This is a genomic window from Mesotoga sp. UBA5557 (assembly GCF_002425715.1).
In the GTDB taxonomy this organism is placed as follows: domain Bacteria; phylum Thermotogota; class Thermotogae; order Petrotogales; family Kosmotogaceae; genus Mesotoga.
In genome coordinates, this window is the sequence record NZ_DIMV01000056.1 from 1 (window position 1) to 26,394 (window position 26,394).

The following is a 26,394-nucleotide window of genomic DNA, read 5'->3' on the forward strand; positions in this document are numbered from 1 at the left end:
TCTTACCAACCCCCTACCACGGGCGGCGTGCAAAAGTATCACTGGCGCGCAATTTCCATCTAGTTCGTTGTTCTTCAAACCTCTGACCACCGTCCTCTAACCTCGGCTTCGCTTCGTATTTCGTAACGAATATGTTATAAATGAATTGGTACGCATTCGAAATCATAGGAGTGAACATGAAACGAGTCAATATACTGAATGAGAAGATGATGGCCGCTCTCTTGAAATTGTCCTGGCCAGCGGTTATCACCATGTTATTTCAAACAGTCTACAACATGGTTGATGCTTACTGGCTTGGAAAACTAGGGAAGGTAGAGATCTCTGCACCGACGATTGCGTGGCCAGCGATATTTCTTCTGATTTCTATCGGTGGCGGACTTGCCGTAGCCGCGCTCGCACTTGTCTCTCAGAATATCGGAGCGGGCAGAAAAGAAGAGGCTTCTCATGTCGCCGGACAGGTAATATCGATAAGTTTCATTGTTGCCGTTGTTGTAGGTCTTCTTGGAGCGGTCTTTTCCGAAATGGTCTTGAAGCTTCTCAGCATTCCACCCGAGCTTCTCTCGGTGACAAATACTTATATGAGAACTATCTTCCTTGGAGCTCCGTTTACCTTCACAATGTTCACCTTCAACTCACTCTTCACTGCCATAGGAGACACGAAAACCCCGATGTATCTGATGGGAGTTTCCGTATCGATGAATGCAGTACTCGACCCACTTCTGATCTTCGGAATAGGCTTTCCGAGACTTGAGGTCTTTGGGGCGGCGCTTGCTACAGTTGTTTCCAGAGGACTTATAGTAATAGTTGCGACAGTCATTTTGTTCAAGGGGAAGAGAGGGTTCAAAGTCCAGTTGAAAGATCTCTGGCCAAGGAGGAATACTCTTATTAGAGTTCTGAGAATAGGTCTGCCGTCTTCGGCCGGACAGTCGATAACGGCACTTGCCTTTCTGATAATAACTTCGATAGTTGCCAGATTCGGCTCCGTGGCAACTGCCGCTCTCGGTGTAGGCAACAGAATAACATCGCTTGCAACGATGTTCTCATTTGGCCTATCTCAGGCAACATCATCGATGGTTGGGCAGTATCTCGGGGCCGGAAGGAAGAATGATGCTTATTCAGTTGTATGGAAAGCGACGGGAATAAATGTGCTGATTGTTGGAATAATCTGCACAGGGACATTCTTCTTCGGAAAGGAAGTCACCGCATTCTTCATAGACGACCCGCTCGTTCTTATCGAAGGCGAGAAGTACTTCAGGATAGTCTCCTTTTCGGTACCCTTCTTTGCTAGTTACAACATATTTGATATGGCCTTGAGGGGGTCAGGTCACACTGTGCAGTCTATGGTACTTAACATCTCAAGATTGTGGGCTATCCGTCTCCCATTGATATATATGTTTGGTCTCTCTCTTGGAACCACTGGAATCTGGTACGCAATGCTCATCAGCAATCTTGTAATTGCTCTTGTTGCGGCCGTTGTTATTCTGAGGAAAGGCTGGCTGAACCCTGTAATATAGAAGTCGCAATGTCAAGTCTATTCAGAGGCGACTACATCCGCTTACACCCGATGTCTTCGATATGTTACCAAAATTCGCTTCGTTGTTGCACTTGTTCATATTTCCTTATTGTCTTTAGTGGTAGTATTCGTACAACATGCAAGAGCTCGTATATCTTCGTTCAAGCTAGTTAGGCGTACTTTCGGGGGAATAATTAGCTTAGAACTCTGAATTTGGCACCTGCTGGGATTTGTTGAGATCTTACATTTACTGGGTTAGTCTCATTCACTTGTAACCACTTCAGGAGGAGGTAGAAGTATGAGAAAACTCTTTGTAATTCTTTTAGTCGTAATTCTTTCCGTGTCAGCACTTGCTTCAATCAAGGTGGGAGCTATTCTTCCAATGACGGGTGGAGTCGCCGCCTTTGGCCAGATGATTTGGCAGGGTGTCGAGCTCGCTAATGAGCTCTTTCCAGAAGTACTTGGGGAAAAGATCGAAATTGTCTTGCTTGACAACAACTCCGACAAGGTTCAGGCCGTTAACACCGCCCGCCGCGCAATAGAACAGGAAAAAGTAGTTGCGATTATCGGCCAGGTGATAAGTTCGAACACGATCGCAGGGGGAACGGTTGCAGAAGAGAACGGAGTCGCGATGGTATCACCAAGTTCAACTAATCCTCTCGTAACGCAAGACAAGAAGTATGTTTCTCGTGTCTGCTTCAGCGATCCATTCCAGGGAGTCGCGGCAGCTTTGCTTGCATTCAACAACATGGGTGCAGAAAATGTTGCCGTCTTCGTAGACGTTGAGCAGGATTACGCGGTCGGATTCGCGAATTACTTCAAAGAGACTGCACTTGAGCTCGGGGGGAGCGTTTTCTACGAGTATTACAAATCTGGAGATCAGGACTTCACTGCTCAGATCTCAGATGCTATTTTCAAAGGAGCCGGTGCCTTCTTCATTCCCGGATACTATCAAGAGATAGCCCTTATTGCCATCCAGGCAAGGCAACTGGGTTTTTACGAACCGATAATCGCAGGTGACGGCGCGGCCGTTCCCGAGACGATTGAAATCGGAGGAGATGCAGTCAACGGTTTGTACTTCACCACTCACTACGATGCCGGAAGCCCTGCGCTGACTGAGAATGCAAAGCTCTTTGTCGAAGCGTACACTGCGAAGTACGGCGAAGCACCAGGAACATTCACTGCCCTCGGGTTTGATACTTATCTCGTTGTAAGGGACGCAATAGAACGTGCGGGGAGCACAGATAGAGAAGCCATTGCCGTGGCCGTTAGACAGACAAAGGATTTTCCTGCCGTGACGGGGATAATCACGATTGATGAAAATGGCGATGCGATAAAGTCCGTAGCGATTGTAAGGATCGAAGACGGGAAGTTCGTGTACGATACAACGATCAATCCATAGAGCAGGCGGGGCTTTAATCGGCCCCGCCCTCTTCTTTCTCTTTCCAATCGGCCGGAGGTGTGAACTTGGATCCTAAGACTCTCTTACAGAACTTTGTCAACGGTCTCAGCCTTGGTTCCCTCTACGCATTGATAGCCATAGGTTATACGATGGTGTACGGAATCTTGAGGCTGATCAACTTTGCTCATGGAGATATCTTCATGATGGCTGTCTACTTCGCGTTTTTCTTTGTGACCCTGGCGCAGCTACCGTGGTATCTGGCCGCGGTATTCGCGATCTCTTGTGCGGCACTTCTTGGATTCACGGTTGACAGGATCGCCTACAAGCCGATAAGGAATGCACCGAGAATATCTGCGCTAATAACTGCAATCGGGGTCTCTTTCTTCCTCGAAAGCCTTGCCGTCGTCATCTTTTCGGGTATTCCCAGATCCTTCAGAACCATCTTCCCTCAGTCTTTGAACGAGATGATAATAATCGGTGGCCAGATCGAGATGAAGTACGGCAGAGAAGTGATAGTTGGAGGAATAAGATTCCCCGTCATCTCCCTCATAACGCTAATCGTTGCTGCAATAGCACTGGTCTTTCTTTGGTGGTTCATCTTCAAGACGAAAGTTGGGATGGCGATGAGAGCCGTTTCTCTAGATATCCAGACAACGTCGTTAATGGGCGTGAATGTTGATAAAGTGATTGGAATGACGTTTGCTCTAGGTTCGGCGCTTGCGGGAATTGGTGGCATACTCTGGGCGATCAGGTATCCACAGGTGTGGCCTTACATGGGATTCATACCTGGAATGAAGGCGTTTGTCGCCGCCGTTTTTGGCGGGATAGGGTCGGTACCGGGAGCGGTGCTCGGTGGGCTGATACTTGGAATAACCGAAGTAATGATGGTCGGGATAATGCCTGGAGCAGCAGGTTACCGGGACGCATTCGCTTTCATTATTCTGATTGTTATCCTTTCTGTGAAGCCTTCAGGGCTCATGGGTAAACCGGAAATAGTGAAGGTGTGACTGGTATGTCGAAAAAGACCAAGACTCTACTCACGCTGTCTGCCCTGCCGGTGATAGCGCTTCTCTTGTTTCTCTCGCAGGAACTGCTGAACAGCTACTATTCGAGAATAATAACTCTAATCGGAATATATGGAATAATGGCGGTAAGCCTCACACTTGTCAATGGCATTTCTGGTGTCTTCTCCCTTGGGCATGCCGGCTTCATTGCACTTGGTGCATACACTTCGGCCCTTTTGACTCTCTCTCCCCAGCAGAAGGAGATGACTTTTCTAATCGAGAAGCTGATCTGGCCCCTAAATTCGATCCAGATCCCATTTTTCTGGGCGACGATAATTGCGGGTTTGGTTGCTGCATTGTTCGCCTTCTTCATCGGATGGCCATCTCTTAGGCTCACCGGTGACTACTTTGCTATTGCAACTCTCGGTTTCTCCGAGATAATAAGAATCTTCGCTCTCAATCTCAATTCGATCACTAACGGGGCACTCGGTTTGAAGGCACTTCCCGATTACTCAAATGTTTGGTGGGCATGGGGTTGGCTACTCGTGACAGTCGCATGTGTGATGAGTCTTTCTTACAGCACCTTTGGAAGGGCCTTGAGAGCTATTAGAGAAGATAGAGTAGCGGCTCAGGCTATGGGTATCAACGTCTTTAAACATCAACTGATGGCATTTGTAGTAGGAGGTTTCTTTGCGGGTATCTCAGGCTCTCTGTACGGGCACTGGCTAAGCACAATAGATCCCAGAACAAACACTTTTGGCATCCTTCTCACATTCAATGTGCTGATAATGATCGTGCTTGGAGGTCTGGGGAGCATAACAGGAGCGATTATAGGGGGTGCGCTATTCGCATTCTTGAGCGAATGGCTGCGATTCCTAGAAGGTCCCATGAATCTATTTGGCTTCAAAATCGTGGGGATGAGCGGGATGAGAATGCTTGTTTTCTCCGGCCTCTTTGTAATAATAATGATCTTCTGGCCCAGAGGAATAATGGGAAGGAGCGAGTTCTCCTGGGAGGGGCTCGTCTCGCTCTTCAGGAGAGGAGAAAAGAAATGAGCCTTTTGACTCTAGATAATATTACGATGAAGTTTGGAGGACTCACAGCCATAGGAGAGGTAAGTCTTGAGGTAAAGGAAAGAGAGATATTCGGGCTTATCGGACCTAACGGAGCCGGTAAGACAACAGTATTCAACATGATTACCGGCCATTACAGGCCAACAGAGGGGCGAGTTCTATTCAAGGATAAAGAGATAACGGGACTGCCGCCGGACAGAATTACCAGAAATGGAATTGCCAGGACTTTTCAGAATATAAGATTGTTCAAGGATCTCACAGTTCTCGAGAATGTTATGGTGTCTCAACATCATACTATTGCCAGCAATGGAGAGGCTATGAGCTGGTTCTTCAAGAGCGTTTCAAGAATCGGCTATTCGCAAAAGGAAAGTGAAATGAGATCTAAGGCGGTGGAGCTCTTGAGCGTTTTTGATCTTGACGGACATGCAGACGAGAAATCCAGCTCTCTTCCTTATGGTTCACAAAGACTTCTTGAGATTGCAAGAGCCATGGCTACGGGTGCAACTCTACTCCTTCTAGACGAACCGGCCGCCGGAATGAATCCCTCGGAGACAATTGGCCTGGTGAATACCATAAGGAGAATCCGGGACGACTTTGGCTTAACCGTATTGCTCATAGAGCATGACATGAAGCTTGTGATGGGTCTATGTGAGAGAATCATGGTTCTAGACCATGGGAGGACGATTAGTGAAGGAAATCCCGCCTTTGTTCAGAAGGATGTGAAGGTTATCGAAGCCTATCTGGGAAGGGAGTGGGTTACCCTTGGGAAGTGAAATCCTCACTGTAGAAGAACTTCAGGTTTCCTATGGAGTTATTAAAGCCGTTAAGGGTATTACCCTCTCCATAGAAGAAGGCAGTATTGTGACGATAATCGGTTCAAACGGAGCCGGCAAGAGCACAACGCTTGGAGCTATCAGCGGCTTGATAAGACCATCCGGAGGATCCGTATCGTTCAGAGGGAATAGCATAAACCGACTTGGTGCCGCTAGAACAGCAAGAAGAGGAATATCTCTCGTGCCTGAAGGAAGAAGAATATTTTCGAATCTTACGGTTAGGGAAAACCTTCTAATGGGTGCATACAACAGAAAAGACAAATCGGAAATCGAAGCGAACTTCGATACGGTTTTATCCCTCTTCCCGGTACTGAGAGAGAGACTTAAGCAACTGGGCGGGACGCTCTCGGGTGGAGAACAACAGATGCTGGCGATAGGCCGCAGTCTTATGGCAAACCCAGATCTGATTATGATGGATGAACCTTCACTTGGTCTGGCGCCGATTGTCGTGGAAGAGGTTTTTCAAGCGATTCATGAATTGAATTCGAAAGGCGTGACGATTCTACTCGTAGAACAAAACGCAGCAAAGGCGTTGGAGATATCTGAATACGCTTATGTACTGGAAACCGGCAAAATTACCCTGGAGGGGCCTGCAAAGGAGCTCCTTGAGAGTGAAGAAGTTCGAAAAGTTTACCTGGGTATTTGAGAAATGACCCTCAGGTCTCTTCTTGTATGGCCTTTTTCTTTTTTCTTATGTGCGCCCTCAGCCCCGGTTCTTCTCCCCGCAAAATCCTTTGGATATTCTCGAGATTTCTAGCTATCATAATCACTGCAATGGGTATCAGCAGAAGAGATATTCCCCATCTGTACCCGAAGATTCTGAAAAGGAAGATCATTACTGAAGAGACGGCGATAACACCCGGAGCTGCGTAGTCCGTAATCGCGATAAAAGCGAGAAGTATGACCATACAGATCAGCGCGACCTGGTAATCAAGACCTACGAGGCCACCGGCCAATGTGGCAGTTCCCTTACCACCCCTGAACTTCAGAAAGATGGGATACATGTGGCCGATTGTCGCGAAACTTGCCGCAATGAAGAGCATCTGATATGTCCAATGAGCTGAGAGCCCTTTGATTATAAGAATCGTGCCCATTCCCTTCATGAAGTCAATTGCCCCTGTTAGTATGCCAATCTTCCAGCCTTTAACGGCCACCATATTTGAGGCGCCCATGTTTCCTGTGCCCTGCTTTCTTATATCAAACCCATAGAGAATCTTCCCAAAAAGAAACGCTGTTGGAATAGATCCTACTAGATAAGCGAAGATGGCGGAGTAAACAACTTCCATGTCAATCACGCTACTTCTTTCGTGGGAACCAGGGAATGAAGGCGTTGGTCTCTTTCAAGTACTCTTTAAAAGCAGGGTAATCTCTGTACTTCCTCTCCAGATAAGGTACCCCCGAGACGAATCTCAACAGTATGGTTATGGTTATCGGACTTATGATAGCCCAAAGTCCGCCATCGATAGAAAGGGCAATCACGAAAATGCCCCACCACTGCACGGCTTCTCCGAAATAGTTTGGATGCCGAGAGTACCTCCACAGTCCTCCAGTCATAACCTCTCCCGGCTTCTTGGTTTTCACAAAAGCCTTTAGCTGAGCATCGGCGATCGATTCGACAGCAAACCCGGAGGCCCATATCAAAATGCCGAGTATATCGGCAAGTCCAAATTCCCGGCCTGAATGGCTATTTATCAACATGACGGAGTACGATATTATTAACATGAAAAACCCCTGGAGCATGTAAATCTGAAGGAAGGATCTTACAAGTACCTTGTCTCCCCATTTCTCCCTCATCTGTAAGTAGCGAAAATCCTCTCCCCGTCCCCAATTCCTTCTGAATATGTGGGTACTCAGCCTCGTTCCCCAGAATGTGATCAGCGTGGTTGTGATTATCTGCCTGGCGTTGAACTCACCATACACGAAGAGCGTGAAAAAGGCCACCACAACGAACCCGGCGCCCCAGCCGATGTCTACGACAGAGTTATCCTTCTTTGCTGTCCCGATTACGAAGAATGCAGACATGTAGGCGACTACGACTAAAGCATTGAAAAGGATCACATATGCCATCATTGCACCTCACTTGATTCTTACATCGGGGGCCCATGTGTCGCTCTTGCAAAGAACTGAAACGCTTATAGCTCCAACTCCCGCGCTGATGCCGACAACGGGAGAGACCTCCATTATGTATTCAGGCTTCCTGCCGAGCAGTTTGGTCAGACTGTCTTCATAAGCCTTTGCCGTTTTATGAGCGTGGGCATGGGTTATATTGTATGAGACAACGTTGCACTTGCTGTTCAGCTCCTCGACGAATCCAAGTATCTTCTTCATATTGCCCAACTTGCTGAAGGCCTTTCCATAAAGCTTTGAATTGCCTTCTCTGTCAACTGAGACTATTGGCTTCAAATTCATTACCTTTCCCACAAGTCCAAGAACGGGGCTTACCCTCCCGCCTTTCACCATGTATTTGAGAGTATTGACGCTTACGAAGATCCTTGTGTTTTTTGTCAGGGACTCGATCGTCTCGACGATATCATCGTGGACACTCCCTTCTTCGATCATCCGGGCGGCCTTCAGTGCGAGCAGGCCGATCGATCCGGAAACATGGCGGGAGTTGATAACACTGATCTTCTTCTTTAGTTTTTCGGCGGCTTTGGTGCTTGCGTTCCACGTGCCACTGAGTTTGTCTGAGACATGAATGGCGATTATTGAGTCATAGTGAGTTCCTAGAAAGTGGTAAAGATTCTGGAGAGTGTTCATACCAGGTTGTGCTGAAACGGGGTATTCATCTGCGGAATCGAGCAAAGAATAGAACTGATCGGCCTTCATGGTTATCTTGTCCAGATACTGGCTTTGACCAAAGTTCAGATAAAGAGGAACCATCTGAATCTGGTAGTAGTCTATCACTTCCTTCGGCAAGTCGCATACCGAATCAACAACGAGAGCGATTGGATACTTCCTCTTCTGACTTACTCTGAACTGCATCTCCATGTCGTCAACCTTCTGCTGAGTGACAGCACCGAAATCTTTGAGCTTGTAAAACAGCTCAGCCGGTTCATTTGTGTGAACATGAATTCTTGCTTTGCTCTCGGTGCCGGCAACAAGAGCGGAGTCTCCAGATTCGCTAATGATTGACTTAATTCCTTCGATATTTAGTTTAGTACCTTCAATTATCGCTTCAGTACAGAATCTATTCTCAATGTTCCCCTCGTCGATGTGAACGTGATTTCTTAGCTCAACATCAGGGATTATCTCATCTTCGAGATTCACACCCTTGCCGCTTAGAAAGGTTTTGATCCCTTCGATGAAGGCAACAAAGCCCTTTGCGCCGGCATCGACTACGCCGGCCTTTTTCAGTATGGAGAGTTTCTCAGGGGTTTCCTCGAGCGACTTCTGAGCGACTGCGTGAGACTGAGTTATCACTTCAAGCAGCGATTTGTCGGAACCGTCAATAGTACTGAGAGCATCGGCCCAGTCTTTCATAACGGTCAGCATAGTTCCTTCAACTGGAGTAACCATTGCGTTATAAGCGTAGGATATTGCTTCTTGAGCCGCTCGTGCGAAAGTCTGCCTGTCTATGCTTTCACGATTTCCTATTGCAGTACTGAGCCCATGCATGTACTGGGCAAAAATCGCTCCTGAATTTCCCCTCGCACCCATTAAAGCAGCATCAGCGATTGATCTGGTCGTCTTGCCTATCGATTTGGAGACAGAGGTGAGCTCAAGTATATACTTCATCGTTGAGGCGAGATTAGTTCCGGTGTCACCGTCTGCGACCGGGAAGACGTTTATCTTGTTCAGATAGTTTTGCTCCTTGATAACAGCCGTAGCACCCGAAGAGAAGGCACTGAAGAACATGGTTCCGTCAAGTAGATTCATTGATCTGGAGTCCATCATTTCCTCCCGTTGTTTAGTTTGATTATTGATATGTTAGCACAAGGATGAATGATTAGTCAGATGATCATAAGGGAGAGCGACAAAAAAATCGCCCGCTAAAAGCGGGCGATCCGGTTCCTATATGGACAATCGATTACTTCGCAATTCTAACTTTTGCTGCCTGAGGACCCTTTGGACCGTCTTCAACATCGAATTCGACTCTCTGTCCTTCGTCAAGGGTCTTGAAACCGTCCATCTCAATAGCTGAAAAGTGAACGAAAACATCCCCACCGTCATCCTTAGTAATGAATCCATAACCTTTTGTTCCGTTGAACCACTTTACTGTTCCTGTCATACCTAAATGTTCCTCCTTAAAACTACCTTGCACCACTTGCAAAGCGATAGTGTCCTTTGGACAGATTGATTATAACACAGACTTTCGAATAAAATGCAAGTTGACCGCAAGATTAATTTGACTATTTCTAATATTCAGGCATTTTGTCTTTGAAACAATCACCAAAACAAAATCCGTAAAATCTTTTACATGCCATTGATAGCCGTCTCCAGCGATTTAATTAGTTTCAAGAAAAGTCTTTCGAATTTCTCGCAGCTGGTTCTTTCCGGATCGCGATTTCCATACTTGACAGGAACATATATCGCTGTCAGTTTGGTCAACAGACTTTTTGTTATGCCCTTTGTTTGCCAGACCAGTTCATACGGAGTCAGCTGACGATAATCGCTAAAGTACATTTCTCTGAGCCATTGATAAGCTGATATTATGAACTCCTTCCCTTCTTCATATGCGGGGAGTTCGGTTACAATGCGATGCACTTCCTCCTCGATTGGTTCTTCTGCCTCAGGCGTCGAAGGATTCATCTGGCGTCTTCTAGTGATAAAGAATACCATGTAGGCAAGAGCCGCCGAGAGAAGGGCTATACCGGTGAGGGTGGCAACTCTTAGGATCAAGTAGAACGACAGCCCGGCACTGGCAGTCTCTACAGACGGAGGCTCGCCTTCCTCCTGCCGAGCAACTTCCCCTCCAGAGGAAGGCATAGAAGTTGAAAGATCGCTGGAGATACCGCCTGTTCCAAATACGATATCTTCTGAAAGAGGTAACGATCTTAGATACATGAAACCCCCGACAAGAACTACAACTACAGATACCAATATCATAAGAGGCGGAACAAGTCGTACCCACCCTTTGAATTCTCTCAGAGCCTTCCTTGCCACTGAAATCACGAGAATCAGGATGATTGTGTAGAACCCAAAGAGAAAGATAGAATCTATGAAGCCGACTTCGGGGACCTCTTCTGGAATAGCGATTTCAAAACCGCCGTCGGCTCTCTGTGCCATTGAAGATTCTGCTTCTTCAGAGAAGAATGAAGGTTGCTCCTCGTCTCTCGAAGACTCTATCTCGCTTTCTGAGACCTCAGAGACAGCGGCTCTGTTTGCTGAAGGAATCAACCCTCCTCTGTAATCGCCCAGAAGGGCTATGGTCAGCAGAGGAAGAAGGACCGCTAGAGTAAGGAAGACTCTTGGTGCCTTCGGTATTAGAAGCAGTCTTACGAATATCAATATCAGAGTGACATAGGCTCCAGTGTGGTGTAGAACGGGACTAACCGAAAGAGAAACTCCCACAATGAAGACTCCTGCAACTGAGATGTATTCGTTTCTGTCCATCGAGAGAACGATTCCTGCCATAGCTCCCAGTGCGGAAACCGAAAGAGCTAAACCGCTTCTCAAAACTCCAAACAACAGAATAGTTGTTGTGAATAGCAGGATTGGAAGAAGCAAGTAGACGCTGCACCCCGTCTTTGTTCGTCCGAGGTAAAAGAGAAAGGCTACAAGTCCAGCAAGACAGACGGCAAAAACGGCTCCTCCAGCGAAGAACAACTGCACGAAGCAGATCAAAAAGACTGTAGCGGCCCCCGTCAGCGAGGTTCTATCGATTCTCAAGATCGATCAGCACCTCCTGGATCGACTGATTGTCCCCTACGACACGTACGATTATCTGTTCCTGTTCAAGAAGGGCGGCACGCCTTCTGAGCTCTTCGATAGTTCTGGGAAGCATTTGGTAAGAGATAGTACGTTTGGTCCACGGTTCTCTGGGATTGAACGGAACAATAATAACAACTACACGGCTAGAGTGTGACCTTGCTTTAAGCAGATGCGGCAGGATCTCCTCTCCGAGATAAAGCGAGACTATTACGACCGTAGTTGAGGGATCGAAGCGTTCAAGATCTCCTTCCAGAACATCTGGAAGCTGGGGGCCCTGATCACTGCCTTTACTTTCGGAGAGCGCTTCGGCGAAGTCTGTCCAGTCTCGGCCCGAATCGCTCAGCCTAAGTATCTTCTCACCGACAACTACGAGTCCTATACTTCCTCCAGTTTCATATGAGAACCTGACAAGACCAAGAGCAAGCTGGACTGCGATCTCTTCATAGTCGATTCTGATTTTCTCCCACACATCGCGGGCGAATATCTCCTTTGAAAGGTTGAGGTCGAGGTAGAGCAGGGTTTTGCTAACGGCGGTGTAGCCAAACTCCTTGCTCATGAGTTTTCCGAGCCTGGCAGATGCGTTCCAGTGGATCCTGTTAAGAGGCTCTCTTTCATACTCCTTAATACCCTTGAAATCGACCGGGTCCTCCATCAACTGGAAATCGCTCCGCTTACCTGGAAGGAGTTCTCTGAGTCTCAGGGGAAAGGAATCGAGATTCAGGACTCTTGGAAGCACAAGAACGGATTCGACTGCCGAATATGTTGCAGTGTGCGAGAAAAACCTAAGCGTATCTCTTGAAATGAGAACTACACGCGATATATCTTTCTTACCTCGCTTCCTGAAAGTCAGCCTAGTTTCTACTACGGAGTTATTGTCCGAAGAAAGGATTACTGAACTCTCCTCGGATCCAAGGTATTCTCTCTCCGCTCTTATGACAGGAAATATAGTACAGTTAAGAGATACCAGAGAGCCACCTTCGATTGTGTATTCAACAGTGAGAGATTCACCGGAGAAAAGCCTTTCTCTATCCGGGGAACGACTGATAACTAGCTTTCTTATAGTCGCTCTTGTGATGCAGTAATAGAGCCATACAATTGCCGAGAGAGTGAGGAATGTTGCCGAATACGCGTTGAAGAACAATATCGACCAGCAAATGGAAACTGCCGTCATTATTATTAGCGGTTTTCCTTTCGAGTTTATCTCCTCGAGTTCAAGCCTCTTCATAGTCTATAGGGATCGGTACAGACTCGACGATGTCAAGAACGATTTCTCTGCTGGATCTCCTCATGAGACGGGCTTCTGGCTTGATCATAATTCTGTGAGAGAGAATATCTGGAGCCACTTCCTTTACATCGTCGGGAATGACGTAATCCCTGCCTCTCAGTCCGGCTAGAGCCCTGGCGGTTTCCATCAAAGCGATTGAACCTCTTGGGCTAGAGCCTAGCTGAACATCTTTGTGTCTTCTTGTTGCATTGACAATGGAGACAATATACCCGAGAAGGGAGTCCTCAATTGCGACCTCTTTGACCAGCCGAAGGACTTCGTTCAACTCCTCGCAATTGGAAACAGATCCTAACGAAGCTATCGGATGCTCCCGAAAGATTCCCTTAAGAAGACTCTTCTCGCTTTCCTCGCCTGGGTAGCCCATTGTCAAAGATATGGAAAATCTATCCAGTTGAGCTTCGGGAAGAGGGAAAGTCCCTTCAAATTCGACGGGATTTTGAGTCGCAATAACGAAGAAGGGATGCTCCATATTGAAGGTCTTGCCGTCTACTGTGACTTGTCTCTCTGCCATAGCTTCGAGTAGGGCAGATTGCGTTCTCGGAGTTGTTCTGTTCACTTCGTCGATGAGAAGAATCTGGGTGAAAACCGGCCCCCTTCTGAATGTGAACTCATTGGTCTTGAGGTTAAGAATACTGATGCCCGTAACGTCTCCTGGGAGAAGGTCGGGAGTACACTGCAGTCTGTTGAAATCGAGTCCCAGGGAAATGGCCAGACTTCTGGCCAACATCGTCTTCCCAACTCCGGGTACATCATTTATCAAGACGTGGCCGCCGCTTAGAAGGACTGCGAGAACTCTCTCGATAATAGGTTCTTTGCCTACTATCACTTTCGATATGTTATTGGTGAGCTTGCTTCCGAAATCTGCAATGGAAATCATGAACCACCTCTTCAAATTCCATGACCTGTAGAGTCTAGCACAGGTCAACGCAAACTATCAAAGATATGTGACTCCCAAAGAATCTTCAGAGTATCCACACTAGAGACCGAAACGAATCTCGTTCCACAGAGTGTTGTAAAGTCTAAGGTCCGGCCCGAGATCTTTGATCAATTCGGTGTTTTCCATTTCTTCAAAGGTGTAGACGGGCTCTTCCTCCATAAGCTCTCTAGCAGGCACGTTTGGAGAGGGAAGAAGTAGATAGTCTGAGATCATAGCCGCTATCTCGGGTCTCAGAATGAAGTTTATGAACAGATGAGCGTTCTCAACGTTATTCGAGCCTTTTAGAATAACGAAACTGTCGATCCACATCGTACTGCCCTCAAAGGGAATGAAGAAATCGATGTCCTTAAGCTCTTCTTCGGTTGCCTCATAGAAGATGTTTTCTCCGTATCCGTGGACTACCCAGAACTCACCGGAGATTATTCCTTTGGCAAAGAGCTCGTTATCAAACTTGGCGATATTTCTCTTCCAGTTCAGGATTAGGTTCTTTGCTTCCTGAAGCTCACTGACATCGGTCGTGTTGACCGAGTATCCGAGATACTTCAAGGCGGCCCCAAAGACCTCTCTCATGTCGTCGAGCATTGTCATCTTTCCCTGAAGTTGAGGCAGTTCGAAGATCTTCCACGACCTCGGATAACTCTTGATGTACTTCGTATTGACAGCAATTCCCGTTGTTCCTACCATATAGGGGATGCTGAAGTTGTTGTTGGGGTCGTAATACATCTTTTCTATGACATTGGGATCAATATTGGCAAGATTGGGGACCAGCGACTTGTCTATCGTGAGCAGCATTTCTTCCTTGATCATTATGCTTGTGTAATCGGCCGAAGGCATAGCAAGATCGTAGCCGCGGGCACCTGCTTTGAGCTTTGCAAACATCGTCTCATTTGAATCGTAAGTGTCATAAGTCACTCTAATGCCGTACTCCTGAGAGAAAACCTCGATAACCTCATCTGGTATGTAATCCGACCAGCCGTAGATGATCAGATTTCCCTGACCTAGCATCAGCGCGGCAACCAGAAGCACAACAGCTGTAATGGTAAATCTCTTAATCAATAATCCCACCTCCTAGAAGATTAGCTTTCTGAATCTGCTTCCAAAGAAGGAAATAAACATAGTACCAACCAGAAGCAGTGTGGAAAGCGCGTTTATTACCGGGGAGACCCCGAACTTAATCATTGAATAGATCTTTAAAGGCAGTGTTGTAGATCCCGGGCCGGCGACGAAGAATGTTATTACGAAGTCGTCTATTGACAGAGTGAGACTGAGCAGGAAACCGGCGATGATTCCGGGCATGATAATTGGAACGATCACTTTTCTGAAGACCTCATGGGTTTTGGCTCCAAGATCTCTTGCAGCTTCAACCACAGAATAGTCGAAGTCTTCAAGTCTGGTCATAACCGTTACGGTAACGTAAGAGACACAGAAAGTAACGTGTGCCACGAAGATCGTAAAAAGGCCAAGAGGAACGCCGACGGCGACGAAGAAGATCAGCATCGAGACTCCCATCAAAATGTCCGGGATTATCAGAGGCGTGTACACAAGAATGCCCAGATAACCCTTCAGCCTTGACTGATACCAGTAGAGAGCCATAGCTGAGAACGTTCCTATCGCTGTGGCGGCCAGAGAAGAGGTCAATGCGATTATTACCGTATTGAGAAATGCCCTCCAGACATCTGCCTGTCTGAACAACTCGGAATACCACTTCAGGGTGAAGCCCGTCCAAGTAACTCCCTGTCTTGCGCTGTTGAAAGAGAGTACAATAAGCGCCACGATCGGCAAATAGAGAAAGACGAAGGCCAGCGTTGTGATCGTCATGGAGAATCTACGTCTTCCAATAACCTTCTTTGTCTCCATCAGATCTCTTCCTCTCTCATATAGTTTTCGCGGATCGTAAGCCGCCTCTTATTCTGTACCTTGTTTATTCTCATGTAGACCAGCAGGCCCAACGTAGATATCAGCAGGAAGATCATTGAGATCGCCGAGGAAGACGGCCAGTCTCTTGCCACAGTAAGCTGTCTTGCAATAAGGTTTCCGAGCATAGCTCCATCCGTTCCGCCGACCAGATCGGGAATCGCGTATGAGCCGAGAGCGGGAATGAAAACTAGAATGATTCCCGCTATAATGCCTCCTCTAATGGAAGGAATAAGAACCTTGAAGATGGCCTCGGTTCTCTTCGCTCCTAGATCCATTGCAGCCTCAATAAGCCGGAAGTCGAACTTCTCTATTGCACTATAAAGAGGAAGAATCATATAGGGGAGATACATATACACTATGACAAGGATCACCGCCCCTGTTGTATACATTAGAGTAAGAGGCTCTTCAAGACCGAACAGCTGCAGAAAAGAGTTAATAACCCCGTTTCTGCCCAGAATGACCATCCAGCCGAATATCCTTACGAGGAAGTTGGTCCAGAAAGGAACGATAACAAGAGTGAGGTAGAGGTTGCTTCTCTTCGATGTCGCTATGAAGTAGGCAGTCGGCAAACCGATTCCCAGGCAAATCACGGTGGCAACCAGAGAAATCCAAACAGTCTTCCAAAGTATCTGCCAGTACCCTGCGTTACCCAGCATCCTAGTGTAGCTTTCCAAAGTGAATGGAAGCTCAACTCCACCATATATTCCCGACGTCAGGAAACTGTACAGTATGATGATGAAATATGGTATCAGAAAGAAAACCGTCAACCAGAGAACTCCAGGCATCGAAACGAGGAATCCGGCCAGATTCCGATTACTCTTCAACTGGAACACCGCCCGTTTCCCTAAGAACGTAGCTATCATCTGCGAACCACCAGACAAAGACATCATCTTTCCAGGAGATGATAACTTCGTCTAGCAGATATCTAACATGCTGCTTGAACGCTTTCATATAGTATTCGCCGATAGCTACGGTGTACTTCGTCTGGTTTCCAAGATAAATGGTCTCGTCGACCACTCCCTTCAAGACGTTGAGCTTGGCGCCTTCGGGGACAACGGGTTTGTCCTTTGTAATCTTCACCTTCTCGGGCCTCAATGAGACCTGTATTTCCTGCCCCTCTCTTACTTCCATATCCTTGTAGAACCAGACTTTTCCGAATCTCTCGGTAACCAGCAGGAAGTATTCGGATTCTACTTTCTCGACGTTCCCGGTGAAGAAATTCGTCTCTCCAATGAAATTAGCAACAAAAGCATTCACCGGGCTCTCGTAGACCTCGAAGGGAGTCCCCAGCTGAATAATTTCTCCATCGTTCATCACGGCCACATGGTCGGAAATCGACATGGCTTCGCTCTGATCATGAGTCACATATATGAAGGTGATCCCCACTTCATCATGTATCGTGTCAAGCTCAACGAGCATGTGCTGTCTAAGCTTTGCGTCCAGTGCGGCGAGAGGTTCATCAAGCAGCAACACGGCAGGGTTTCCCACAAGGGCTCTTGCGATCGCCACGCGTTGTTTCTGACCTCCGGAGAGCTGTGAGGGCATCTTTTCAACGTGTCCGTTGAGGCGGGTAAGATCTATCATTTCCTTAACCTTGCGCCGGATTTCATTCTCGGGTTCCTTCCTGAGTCTCAGGCTGAAGGCTATGTTCTCAAAAACACTCAAATGAGGAAAGAGTGCGTAATTTTGAAAAACGGTATTTACTTCTCGTTCGTTGGGAGGAGTTCCAATTATGTTCTTGCCATTGAGAGTTATATTGCCAGAGGTAGGGTCCTCAAACCCGGCTATCATTCTTAGAATAGTTGTCTTTCCGCAACCGGAGGGCCCAAGAAGAGAGAAGAACTCACCCTGTTCTATCTTAAGAGAAACGTTGTCCACAGCTGTAAAGGAGTTATCGAAGACCTTCGTCACGTTCGATAGGACAACGGAGTATTCTTTCAACTATTCTCACCTCCAGTCATCTTTGAAGCAAGTAACAGTATACCCTACAAAGCTCCGGAATTGTGTTAATTCAAGTTGACTTAAGGAGTACAAAGACAACTACACTTGCCGTTATTGATAGCAAAGTGGCAACGGCAATTCTCCTCACTATTCTTGGATACTCTACCTTGAAGTATTCGCTCGTCAATACTAGGCAGAGATGGACTGGTGAAACAAGAACTCCCACAACTGCAAAAGTGTAGGCGAGAATCGTTGTAGAGAGTGTGCCATAACCGTTGCCCATACTTAGAATCAGTGGAAGACTGAGTCCGACGCCGGCCTGAGTTACCCCAGTCATGAATCCCATGAGAAAGGGCAGAAGTACTACGAGAGTCAGCGGTGCAATCGACCAGGCCGTAAGTTCCGAACCCATAGATTGTGGAATCCCGACTGTCTCAACGAGGTTCTTGTAGAAGAATACTGTTAGAAGAAGAATGAAAGTCTTGTATTTCAAAGAAGAAACGAGAACCTTCTTCTTGTTTTTGTTTATAAGCATATATACTATCGAGGTTCCCAGAACTGCCAGCCACCCTGGCTGATTGAGAATTACAAGCACGATCACGGCGATAATCGGCCACGCGCTGATAATAAGCTCTCTCATCGCGAAATGGCTGTAACGGATTCTAATAGGTTTGCGAATCATAAGTAGATAGCCCGCAACAAGCGCAACGGCCCCAATGGGCATTAGCCATATTACCAGTGTGTTCAAACTGATTCTAGATATCCCCGAGGCAATTACGAGGGCTGGATAGAGCGGCCAGAAAAACTCCATCGCGTGTCTGAACCAGTAATTGAACACTAGTCCGTCTTCATTGGAAATCGTGGGATCGGCCCTTGCCAGATCTTTCACCATTGGAGCAGAAAACATCGCCCCTCCAGGCATTGGAAGAAGACCGATTATTGCCGGCATAAGGGCTATCGAGACTCTTGGCTCGGGGAAAAGCCTTTCAACGGCTTTCACAAACCTTGAAGAGTTGCCACTCTTGTCCATTGTTTCTCCCATGAGATAAATCGAGAAGACTGTAATGATAACCTTCCAGAATTCCCAGTCTGTAATCTCTTCAACGAACGCGCTAAGATAGTTTGCCGGGGAGATCATTAGCACAATACCAAGACCAATGACCGAGATCAAAAGCGACAAGGAAATGTCTTTGAGGATCTTTAGAGATACAATTAAGACAACGATAGCTACTGCAACTGCTAGAGTGTTCATTGATTCCTCCCAAGGGTACAGGTTAGCTTATCGAATTATTATATAATTTTGTTGAGGTAGAAGTAAATGGAGAATGTGGTTTTTGCAAGACGTTATTCCGATCATCCAGAAATAATAGAGAGATCCGATAGCGATAAAGGCTCGAGAATAATTCTGAAGTCCAACTATCCGAGTGGCTTTTCAGAGAACGGAGATCTTCCTCTATACCTTTACAAAGGAGGAAGAAAGGGGACTGTTCTCTTCTTTCATGGAAGGGGGGAAAAGAACCTCGATTACCTGAGGTGGTTTCCCGAAAACCTTGCGAAGACGGGTTACGCCGGTGCTATGATGATACTTCCCTATCATTTCGAAAGAACCCCCATAGGCTACAGATCGGGAGAGCTGTTTCTCGATCCTAGAACAGATGTGCTTAGGGAGCGTTTTGAAAACGCGGTTGTTGACGGTCTTACATGTTTGAATTACCTCAAATGGGAGTGCCCTCCCCCTTACTTTCTGATGGGATACAGCTTCGGAGGGTTTATATCTGTCATAACGGCGGCACTCGACAGGTCGATCTGCGCACTCTCGCTCGTCGTCACGGGCGGGAATTTCTACCACATAACCTGGAAGAGCTTCGTGACAGGTGTGATGAGAGTCAAATACGAAGAGGACGGGTCCTGCAACAAGGAGAAATGCAAGAAACTGCATGGTGAAGATTATGAGAGATACATCCGTTCCTTGGAGGGCCCCGAGCTGGAAATCGGTAGTGCTCCAATATCCTGCTTTGAGTACGACCCACTGACATTCGCGAAGTTTGTCAAGTGTCCGACTCTCATAAACGGTGCCCTCTTCGACATTTTCGTCCCCAGACGCTCCACAAAGGAACTCTCAGAGAGGATACCAAATTCGACACTCCGATGGATGCCTACAGGCCATTTGACCTCAATACTCCTCAAGAAGACGATTCTGAAAAGATCAATAGATTTCTTCGAAGGAAAATGTAAAGAAAAGAATGTTCTATGAAAACCGGGGCGGGGGGGTAGCGGATTAGGGGGTTGGAAAGAGCAAAGTGAAACTGGTTCTCCGTTGAACAGTTCACCGTTCTCCGAGGAAAATTCTTCGTTCCAGAGCGAGGATCTGTTCTTCGTTCTTGGTTTAGATCAAAAACCACGAACACGAGATTCTGAATGGAGTTCATAATGACGGATTCTTTCGCTCAGCGACCAGAGGATTTTTTCTCTTAAGCGCACAGCGGTTCTTATGCTTGCAACTTGGAACATGCAACTCGCAACTGCTCTTTCGAACAAACAGCTGTTCTCCCAAGAAAGGCTTCTAGCGATCTAACCAGACCCCGGACCCGGTTCATACCCGCGAAGAAGGCATTGCGACCTGGGACGTTCTTGCCCGGCCTTGCGTCCGCCGATGTTCTTCGGCGCCTGCCTTTAGTCTGATCTTTTATTTTTCGCACCTAGATCTTGCAACGTGGAACTGGCAACTTGCAACTGGTCTCGGCCGCGAAGCGAAACTGGCGAAGGCGTAGCCTTCACAGGCGCGATGATTTTAGCCTTTTGACTGGACTCTGTAAGCAGACTCCTCCTCATCACACGTAATCAAAACCGTAGTCTGGAAGAGTTATAGGAAGACCCTTGAACTTGCTGCAGCATAGAATCTCCTGATTAAGTTCGGCCAAAGAGAGTCTTTCAGCACTCTCCAGAAATCTGTCGTAATCCTCCGAAAGCATTACCTCGGTGAAATAGCTTTCCATCTGATCGAAGAAGTGGCGTTTCGAAATGACCTTTGCCGTTCCCGGAAACTCGCATGGCAGGCTTTCTTCGCTTCTGAATAGTCTGTCGGCGATTATAGTGCACTCTTCAAGTCCTTCTTTTTCTATGAAGCTTCTTGTCAAGGATATTACGTCCTTGCTGCTGCCTCCATATTCCACAACGTGATTCACCGTTTCCTTTTCCACAACGGTGATGTACGCTCTGTCGTTGATATAGGTCTTTGTCTTTCTGGCCACTGCGTATCCTGTCGAGAAGATCTTCTCAAAATCCGAAAAGCTCCTGATGTATCTGACGGGTTTCAGTCGGTACAGGTCAAGAATCCTTCCGATGTCGGTACGCTTCGCTTCCCTCATCGCGGTTGCTCTACCATGTTTCACTACAATCTTTTTGAGACCGGGGGGTTTGACCGCTCCAAAACGCTGATACATCCCTCTTCCTCCGGATATGATGAGCAGTGATAGTCCCAGATCTATAGCCAATTCCTCTGCCTTGGCAAGAGTCACGGCGCCGTAATTCTTTCCGCGGTAGTCTGGGTGAGTGCATACCGAACCAACGAGTCCAACTTTCATTCTGTGACCGAATAGAGATATTTCTCTGGGAAGGAGCCCGATCATCGCTACAGGTCTTCCAGCCTCTTTGACAACGGTTATGTTCTTAACGTTTTCCTCGGAGAAAAGCACAGGAAAGATCTTGCCCATTTCAGTATTGAAGACCAGAGATGCGAGCTCAATAGCTCCTTCGAGATCTCCGATCTCAGCTCGGACGGGGCTGCTCAAGAGAACACCTCCCAACATCATCTTAATCAGCTATATAATTGATAATCTCATAAACACGAGTTAGCTGCAAGATTATGATTAAATAGAGTTTGATAATTAAATCGAAAGGGTGATTTCGTTGTCCGAGACAGTGCACAGAATAATGCTTGATGACAAAGAATTGATAGTTATCGGTACCGCCCACGTATCAAAGAACAGCGCCGAAGAAGTGAAGACGATCATTGAGGAAGAGAAACCCGATTCCGTTGCTATAGAGTTGTGTAATTCCCGTTATCAATCGATGCAGGATCAGGATAGATGGAAGAAGACCGATATCGCAAAGGTTGTTAAGGAGAAGAAATCCTTTCTTCTTCTGGCAAATCTCATACTCTCTTCCTATCAGAAGAGAATGGCGAAGCAGATAGGAATTCAAGCTGGACAGGAGATGCTGCAGGCTATTGAGTCGGCAAAAGAGATAGGAGCGCAGCTTGTTCTCGCGGATAGAGATATTCAGGTTACTTTCGCAAGAATATGGGGAAATCTCGGCTTCTGGGGAAAGACGAAACTCTTCTTCACTCTCGTTCTGTCAATTTTCAGCGATGAGAAGATAACCGAAGAAGATCTTGAAAAGATGAAGTCGGGTGATATGCTTACATCGGCTCTTAGTGAACTTTCAAAGTCTTTTCCGCAGCTGAAGGAGACTCTTATTGACGAGAGGGACAAGTTTCTTGCCCAGAAGATCAAGACGGCTCCAGGAAAGAAAGTAGTCGCAGTCGTTGGTGCCGGACATGTCCCGGGTTTGAAAGAGGCTATAAAAGAGGATCAGGACCTTGCGGCACTCAGCAAGATCCCTCCGAAGAAGAAGACCGGTAAGATTATCGGCTGGACCATATCAATAGTCATTATTGCTCTCATGGTATCTACTATTATCGTGAACAGGGATGCCGGATTAGACCAGATACTGGCCTGGATCCTCTGGAACGGATCGCTTTCTGCTCTGGGGACTATTGCAGCTCTTGGCCACCCTCTCTCTATATTGACTGCTTTCTTCATTGCTCCGGTGAGTTCCTTGAACCCTATTCTCGCTGCCGGGTGGTTTGCCGGTCTTGTGGAGGCGCTGGTGAGAAAGCCAAAGGTCTTCGACTTTGAAAACTTGAACGAAGATGTAAGTTCATTCAAAGGGTTCTGGAAAAACAGAGTTACGAAGATCCTTCTGGTTGTAGTATTCGCGAACGTTGGAAGCAGTGTGGGGACTTTTATCGGGGGAGCCGAGGTCATTAGGATCTTTGTTAAGTCTTTCTTCGGATAAGAGGATGCCTGCGTTCTTGAATGCTTTCATTGTAGAACAAAGAGACTGACGATATTGCTGAGAGTGTACCCAAGGTTGGTTTCTAGGAGCACATAGGTTCCTGAAGGAAGGAATTTCAAACAGCCGGCTACTTCTGATCGGGAGAAGATTTGCCGATTGGGCCCTTGCAGCCTACTTTATTCTTGATGAAGATGGTTTCACAGTTGCGTAGAATGTCCTTGGCACGGTGAGCTTATCGAAGGAAAAGGGATACGTCGATAGAGAGAAGTAACAGACATCGGTTTATCCGGCAAATTCTCAGTAACTAAGGCTAGTTTGTTCTGTAATGCATCACAATTAAATCTACTCAAGAGAGAAGTTCTTCGTCTTTTGAGTCCAAATGTAATATAATAGTATCGTAAGACATTTGCTTTTTTATGAAGCGTTGATTACTTCAGTATCGATCATCGATTACACTGTTTTTTTTGCTCTTTGATAATCTCTCTCGTTTCTTGTCATTACCTAGTTGAAACAGCTTTATCCCAGTCAAAACTGTGTCTCTTACGAACTAGCAACTACAAAAGGAGGCGAAAAAAGTGAAGAGAAGACTAACAACTTCTGTGTTAGTGATGTTGTTGCTGCTCGGCGGGCTTGCGCTTGCAGTGCAGAAGGGGCCCTATCCTGATCTTGTCTATTTCAACGTTAGGATGTCCGAAGATATCGCTCTGAAAGATACTGCGGAAGGGATGACCGATATCTTCATGTGGGGTCTATCTGGTCCTCAGATCTTCGGACTCGATCAGGCCACCAGAGACAAGCTTGATTTGTATGCCGTTCCATCCGGTTCGTGGTCGCTACTGATGAACCCGATTCCCAACGAAGCGCCCTATGTAGTAGAAGTTGGGGGCAAGGAGTACTTCAATGCCTTTGCTATCAGGGATATCAGGTTTGCGATTAACGACTTGATTAACAGACAGTACCTAGTCGATGAGATTCTTGGAGGTGCAGGCACTCCGGCCTTCACTATGGCTACAACGGGACAGCCTGGAACGTACCGTTATAACCTTCTCGCAACGAAGTTTGGCTTTACAGCAGAGGGTAACGAGGCAAGAGCTTTGGAAGTAATAGAAAGCTCTATGCAAGCTGCGGCTAATCTTCCGGAAAATGTCGGAAGGCTTGTGAAGAGAGCCGATGGCTTCTGGTACTTTGACAATGAGCCCGTTACGATCAAAATCGCCATTAGAGTGGACGACCCTCAAGGCCGCCTAAAGGAAGGAGATTACATCGCCGATCAGCTGGAAAAGGCAGGACTGAAGGCTGAAAGGCTTTACTGGGACAGGATCAAATGCAGCAGCGTTGTTTACGGTGGAGATCCGGCGGAATTCACCTGGCAGATGTACACAGAAGGCTGGGGAGCAGGAGCAACAAGAGCCTTCTGGGAGCATATCGTCGCCCAGATGTACGCCCCGTGGTACGGGTACATGCCAGGTGGAATGACGGAAGGCTTCTGGAACTATCAACAGGATGAGATTGATGAGGTTACACTGAATGCCTATACCGGAAACTTCCTGACCGAGGAGGAGTACTGGGAACTGGCGCTGAGAGGTCTTGAGCTGGGTCTTGAGGAAGCAGTCAGGATATATGTTGTAAATCAGTTGGATTTCTTCGTTGCCAACTCGGCGAGACTGAAGCAGAGATTCGCTTATGGGCTTGGGGACGGTCTCAACACCTGGTCGATAAGAACTGCCGTTACAGATGACCGAACGCTATTCATAACGCAGTTCTCGGCTATGGGGTCGCTCTTCATGGATGCCTGGGACCCGATAGGGACGGACGGTTTTGACAGCGTATACTCGAATTACATAGCCGGAAACCTTTATGATTCCGCGATGTTCGAAAGTCCGGCCTCAGCTATCCCCACACCTTTAAGAGCGGTACCGGTTGAAGTTGAAACCAGGGCAAGGCGTAACGAAGAGGGAGATGTATTAGGCGACTTTGATGTTCCCACAAATGCGATAAATTACTGCCCGTTCAACGAAGCCTGGCTGGAGGTTGGAGAAGGGAAAAAATCGATGTCTATGGCTACGTATGAGTTCAGATTCGGCAACTTACATCATGGACAACCAATTTCGATAGTTGATTTTCTGTACGCTCAGGGCTTCCAGATGGAATGGGCCAACAAAGAGGGCGATGATGACCTCCAGTACGAGCGGGCGTATTCCTCGTCGCTTAAGAGTTCGTTGGATACTATAATAGGCTGGGTATTGAACGAGGATGATACCATAACGGTGTATTTCGACTACAACTTCCCCGCGAGCAAGGAAAGAGTTGCTAGTTGGGGAGCGCCGGGTATAAGTGTCTCTGCATCGGGCCATGCGGTCGGTTGTGCATGGGAAATCGCAGAAGCAATGTCGTTGCTTGTAACTGAAGGCAGCAAGTCCGGCACTTCTTACTCAATAACTATGGATCCTGCCTTCACCGAAGTCGATGCTATTGCTCCTGCGTGTGTGAAAGACATCAGAGCTAAACTTGTCGAGATGAAGGAAAGGAAACACATTCCAAACTACATCAAGGAGTTTGTGGATGAGCAGTATGTTCTCGAGAGATACGATGCGGCGATCAAATTCATAGACAACTACGGTCATGCTTACATCAGCAACGGTCCGTTCTATCTCTCAAAGTTCGATTCAACATCTAACTTCATGGAACTAAGAGCTTTCAGAGATCCAAGCTATCCATTTGAAGACACCTACTGGATAGAGGAACTGAAGGTGCTAAGACTGGAGATTGACAGTATCGAAACCCCCGCCTTCATAGGGAAGGGTAGCGATCTTCCAGTAACGGTCCACGTCGCGGAAGTCACGTACCCGATTGACGAGGCGATTCCTGCGACAGTCGGAGAAGTAACGGTTTCTTTGATTTTCGGTCAGGAAAGCGTCGAGTTCAAGGCTGTTATGGTCCAGCATGGCGTCTTCGAGTGCACGATACCGGCAAGTGTGTTTGAGAAACTCGAGTCTGGATCATACGTTATCATGGCCATTGCCGAGCTTGAAGGAGCTATCCCAGCTTCGGCTTCCACTTCGGTGGTCCTCTTCTGATAGCTTTCTGAAGAGCTATTTGAAGAGTAGTTCGCATTTTGGAGAGGTAGTGTTTTTTGCACTGCCTCTCCTTCAGTTTCTCCGTATTCACCCCCCAGGGGAATTGGACAAGTAAGTTAGGAATAGTAGACTAAGAAGGGGTGAATATGGATGAAGCATCCGAGAGGCAAGCGTTATGATCCTGAGTTCAAACTTAGATTAGCTAAGGAGTTTGCAGAGACAGACAAGACACTTGAAGAGATTGCACAAGAGAATGGAATAAGCTCCAAGGGTTCTCAAGGAAACGCGGGTTCGAGAAATGAGGTGCGATGAGAAAGATTTTGCTCTGTAAGGTAGATCTCGAGCATCTTCTGCTTTCTGCAAGATGGCAGTCACTGTTGGACAAACTCAACGTCTATCGATGAATGAGAATGGGACAAGTTCACGGCCGAGTGAAGATAGCTCAAAAGATACCCCAGAAAA

General features: G+C 47.1%; 23 protein-coding genes. 10 read left to right on the forward strand and 13 right to left on the reverse strand.

What is annotated here, in order from left to right; all coding sequences use genetic code 11:
* Positions 1–176 precede the first annotated feature (176 nt).
* The 6 genes from B3157_RS07370 to B3157_RS07395 all read left to right on the forward strand — a co-directional run bounded on the left by B3157_RS07370 (position 177) and on the right by B3157_RS07395 (position 6,471).
* On the forward strand, positions 177–1,514 hold the full coding sequence (locus B3157_RS07370) for an MATE family efflux transporter (protein ID WP_214061538.1): 1,338 nt from the start codon (positions 177–179) through the stop codon (positions 1,512–1,514).
* A 297-nt stretch (positions 1,515–1,811) separates the two neighbouring features.
* Complete coding sequence (locus B3157_RS07375) at positions 1,812–2,915, forward strand: ABC transporter substrate-binding protein (RefSeq protein ID WP_214061539.1); 1,104 nt, start codon at positions 1,812–1,814, stop codon at positions 2,913–2,915.
* Between the two features lie 65 nt (positions 2,916–2,980).
* Positions 2,981–3,922: a branched-chain amino acid ABC transporter permease gene (locus tag B3157_RS07380; RefSeq protein WP_292593936.1), complete on the forward strand. Its 942-nt coding sequence runs from the start codon at positions 2,981–2,983 to the stop codon at positions 3,920–3,922.
* 5 nt (positions 3,923–3,927) lie between these two features.
* On the forward strand, positions 3,928–4,974 hold the full coding sequence (locus tag B3157_RS07385; protein ID WP_214060299.1) for a branched-chain amino acid ABC transporter permease: 1,047 nt from the start codon (positions 3,928–3,930) through the stop codon (positions 4,972–4,974).
* Complete coding sequence (locus B3157_RS07390) at positions 4,971–5,765, forward strand: ABC transporter ATP-binding protein (protein WP_214060298.1); 795 nt, start codon at positions 4,971–4,973, stop codon at positions 5,763–5,765. Before B3157_RS07385 ends, B3157_RS07390 begins: the two co-directional genes overlap by 4 nt.
* Positions 5,755–6,471 carry an ABC transporter ATP-binding protein gene (locus tag B3157_RS07395; protein WP_099828607.1) on the forward strand — a complete coding sequence of 239 codons (717 nt, stop codon included), beginning with the start codon at positions 5,755–5,757 and terminating at the stop codon, positions 6,469–6,471. The genes B3157_RS07390 and B3157_RS07395 overlap by 11 nt, the downstream gene beginning before the upstream one ends.
* A 10-nt stretch (positions 6,472–6,481) precedes the next feature.
* Here the strand turns inward: B3157_RS07395 and B3157_RS07400 are convergent, their stop codons facing one another.
* From B3157_RS07400 to B3157_RS07455, 12 genes are all read right to left on the reverse strand, one after another.
* Positions 6,482–7,111: a glycerol-3-phosphate acyltransferase gene (locus tag B3157_RS07400; RefSeq protein WP_214060302.1), complete on the reverse strand. Its 630-nt coding sequence runs from the start codon at positions 7,109–7,111 to the stop codon at positions 6,482–6,484.
* Between the two features lie 10 nt (positions 7,112–7,121).
* Entirely contained in the window at positions 7,122–7,895 is a 774-nt protein-coding gene (locus B3157_RS07405; protein WP_292589891.1) for a DUF1295 domain-containing protein, read from the reverse strand.
* A gap of 6 nt (positions 7,896–7,901) precedes the next feature.
* Positions 7,902–9,719, reverse strand: a complete 1,818-nt coding sequence (locus B3157_RS07410; protein WP_292589893.1) for a DAK2 domain-containing protein — start codon at positions 9,717–9,719, stop codon at positions 7,902–7,904.
* A gap of 133 nt (positions 9,720–9,852) precedes the next feature.
* Positions 9,853–10,053, reverse strand: coding sequence for a cold-shock protein (locus B3157_RS07415; protein ID WP_099828610.1), 201 nt, complete (start codon positions 10,051–10,053; stop codon positions 9,853–9,855).
* A gap of 185 nt (positions 10,054–10,238) precedes the next feature.
* The gene (locus B3157_RS07420) at positions 10,239–11,654 is read right to left on the reverse strand and encodes a hypothetical protein (RefSeq protein WP_292589894.1); all 1,416 of its coding nucleotides are present in this window, start codon (positions 11,652–11,654) and stop codon (positions 10,239–10,241) included.
* Complete coding sequence (locus tag B3157_RS07425; protein WP_214060295.1) at positions 11,641–12,921, reverse strand: DUF58 domain-containing protein; 1,281 nt, start codon at positions 12,919–12,921, stop codon at positions 11,641–11,643. The genes B3157_RS07420 and B3157_RS07425 overlap by 14 nt, the downstream gene beginning before the upstream one ends.
* Entirely contained in the window at positions 12,908–13,858 is a 951-nt protein-coding gene (locus B3157_RS07430) for an AAA family ATPase (protein WP_292589895.1), read from the reverse strand. The genes B3157_RS07425 and B3157_RS07430 overlap by 14 nt, the downstream gene beginning before the upstream one ends.
* Positions 13,859–13,957: 99 nt before the next feature.
* Positions 13,958–14,923, reverse strand: coding sequence for an extracellular solute-binding protein (locus B3157_RS07435; RefSeq protein WP_414674202.1), 966 nt, complete (start codon positions 14,921–14,923; stop codon positions 13,958–13,960).
* A gap of 63 nt (positions 14,924–14,986) precedes the next feature.
* Positions 14,987–15,775, reverse strand: a complete 789-nt coding sequence (locus tag B3157_RS07440; RefSeq protein WP_099828613.1) for an ABC transporter permease — start codon at positions 15,773–15,775, stop codon at positions 14,987–14,989.
* Positions 15,775–16,659, reverse strand: a complete 885-nt coding sequence (locus B3157_RS07445; protein WP_292589897.1) for an ABC transporter permease — start codon at positions 16,657–16,659, stop codon at positions 15,775–15,777. Before B3157_RS07445 ends, B3157_RS07440 begins: the two co-directional genes overlap by 1 nt.
* On the reverse strand, positions 16,649–17,776 hold the full coding sequence (locus B3157_RS07450) for an ABC transporter ATP-binding protein (RefSeq protein ID WP_099828615.1): 1,128 nt from the start codon (positions 17,774–17,776) through the stop codon (positions 16,649–16,651). The genes B3157_RS07445 and B3157_RS07450 overlap by 11 nt, the downstream gene beginning before the upstream one ends.
* 70 nt (positions 17,777–17,846) lie before the next feature.
* The gene (locus tag B3157_RS07455; protein ID WP_214060317.1) at positions 17,847–19,028 is read right to left on the reverse strand and encodes a DUF401 family protein; all 1,182 of its coding nucleotides are present in this window, start codon (positions 19,026–19,028) and stop codon (positions 17,847–17,849) included.
* A 66-nt stretch (positions 19,029–19,094) separates the two neighbouring features.
* Between B3157_RS07455 and B3157_RS07460 the strand changes: the two genes are divergently transcribed.
* Positions 19,095–20,030, forward strand: a complete 936-nt coding sequence (locus B3157_RS07460; RefSeq protein WP_292589898.1) for an alpha/beta hydrolase family protein — start codon at positions 19,095–19,097, stop codon at positions 20,028–20,030.
* A gap of 577 nt (positions 20,031–20,607) precedes the next feature.
* On the opposite strand, the gene B3157_RS07465 is transcribed toward B3157_RS07460, so the two are convergent.
* Entirely contained in the window at positions 20,608–21,567 is a 960-nt protein-coding gene (locus B3157_RS07465) for a GNAT family N-acetyltransferase (protein ID WP_214060319.1), read from the reverse strand.
* 118 nt (positions 21,568–21,685) lie between these two features.
* Here B3157_RS07465 and B3157_RS07470 point away from each other — a divergent pair, with 118 nt between their 5' ends.
* The 3 genes from B3157_RS07470 to B3157_RS07480 all read left to right on the forward strand — a co-directional run bounded on the left by B3157_RS07470 (position 21,686) and on the right by B3157_RS07480 (position 26,244).
* A complete protein-coding gene (locus tag B3157_RS07470; protein WP_214060320.1) occupies positions 21,686–22,855 on the forward strand; it encodes a TraB/GumN family protein in 1,170 nt (389 codons plus the stop codon).
* Between the two features lie 575 nt (positions 22,856–23,430).
* Entirely contained in the window at positions 23,431–25,932 is a 2,502-nt protein-coding gene (locus tag B3157_RS07475; RefSeq protein WP_292589901.1) for an ABC transporter substrate-binding protein, read from the forward strand.
* A gap of 150 nt (positions 25,933–26,082) precedes the next feature.
* Positions 26,083–26,244 (forward strand): transposase, encoded by a 162-nt coding sequence (locus B3157_RS07480; protein ID WP_112109488.1) that lies wholly within the window; start codon positions 26,083–26,085, stop codon positions 26,242–26,244.
* The last annotated feature ends 150 nt before the right edge of the window (positions 26,245–26,394 follow it).

Excerpts from the sequence above, each read along its gene's own strand:
- B3157_RS07430 (WP_292589895.1), bottom strand. The coding sequence starts at position 13,858 with ATGATTTCCATTGCAGATTTCGGAAGCAAGCTCACCAATAACATATCG.
- B3157_RS07455 (WP_214060317.1), bottom strand. The coding sequence starts at position 19,028 with ATGAACACTCTAGCAGTTGCAGTAGCTATCGTTGTCTTAATTGTATCT.
- B3157_RS07370 (WP_214061538.1), top strand. The coding sequence starts at position 177 with ATGAAACGAGTCAATATACTGAATGAGAAGATGATGGCCGCTCTCTTG.
- B3157_RS07400 (WP_214060302.1), bottom strand. The coding sequence starts at position 7,111 with ATGGAAGTTGTTTACTCCGCCATCTTCGCTTATCTAGTAGGATCTATT.
- B3157_RS07415 (WP_099828610.1), bottom strand. The coding sequence starts at position 10,053 with ATGACAGGAACAGTAAAGTGGTTCAACGGAACAAAAGGTTATGGATTC.
- B3157_RS07435 (WP_414674202.1), bottom strand. The coding sequence starts at position 14,923 with ATGCTAGGTCAGGGAAATCTGATCATCTACGGCTGGTCGGATTACATA.
- B3157_RS07440 (WP_099828613.1), bottom strand. The coding sequence starts at position 15,775 with ATGGAGACAAAGAAGGTTATTGGAAGACGTAGATTCTCCATGACGATC.
- B3157_RS07460 (WP_292589898.1), top strand. The coding sequence starts at position 19,095 with ATGGAGAATGTGGTTTTTGCAAGACGTTATTCCGATCATCCAGAAATA.
- B3157_RS07390 (WP_214060298.1), top strand. The coding sequence starts at position 4,971 with ATGAGCCTTTTGACTCTAGATAATATTACGATGAAGTTTGGAGGACTC.
- B3157_RS07480 (WP_112109488.1), top strand. The coding sequence starts at position 26,083 with ATGAAGCATCCGAGAGGCAAGCGTTATGATCCTGAGTTCAAACTTAGA.
- B3157_RS07425 (WP_214060295.1), bottom strand. The coding sequence starts at position 12,921 with ATGAAGAGGCTTGAACTCGAGGAGATAAACTCGAAAGGAAAACCGCTA.
- B3157_RS07375 (WP_214061539.1), top strand. The coding sequence starts at position 1,812 with ATGAGAAAACTCTTTGTAATTCTTTTAGTCGTAATTCTTTCCGTGTCA.
- B3157_RS07385 (WP_214060299.1), top strand. The coding sequence starts at position 3,928 with ATGTCGAAAAAGACCAAGACTCTACTCACGCTGTCTGCCCTGCCGGTG.
- B3157_RS07410 (WP_292589893.1), bottom strand. The coding sequence starts at position 9,719 with ATGATGGACTCCAGATCAATGAATCTACTTGACGGAACCATGTTCTTC.
- B3157_RS07405 (WP_292589891.1), bottom strand. The coding sequence starts at position 7,895 with ATGATGGCATATGTGATCCTTTTCAATGCTTTAGTCGTAGTCGCCTAC.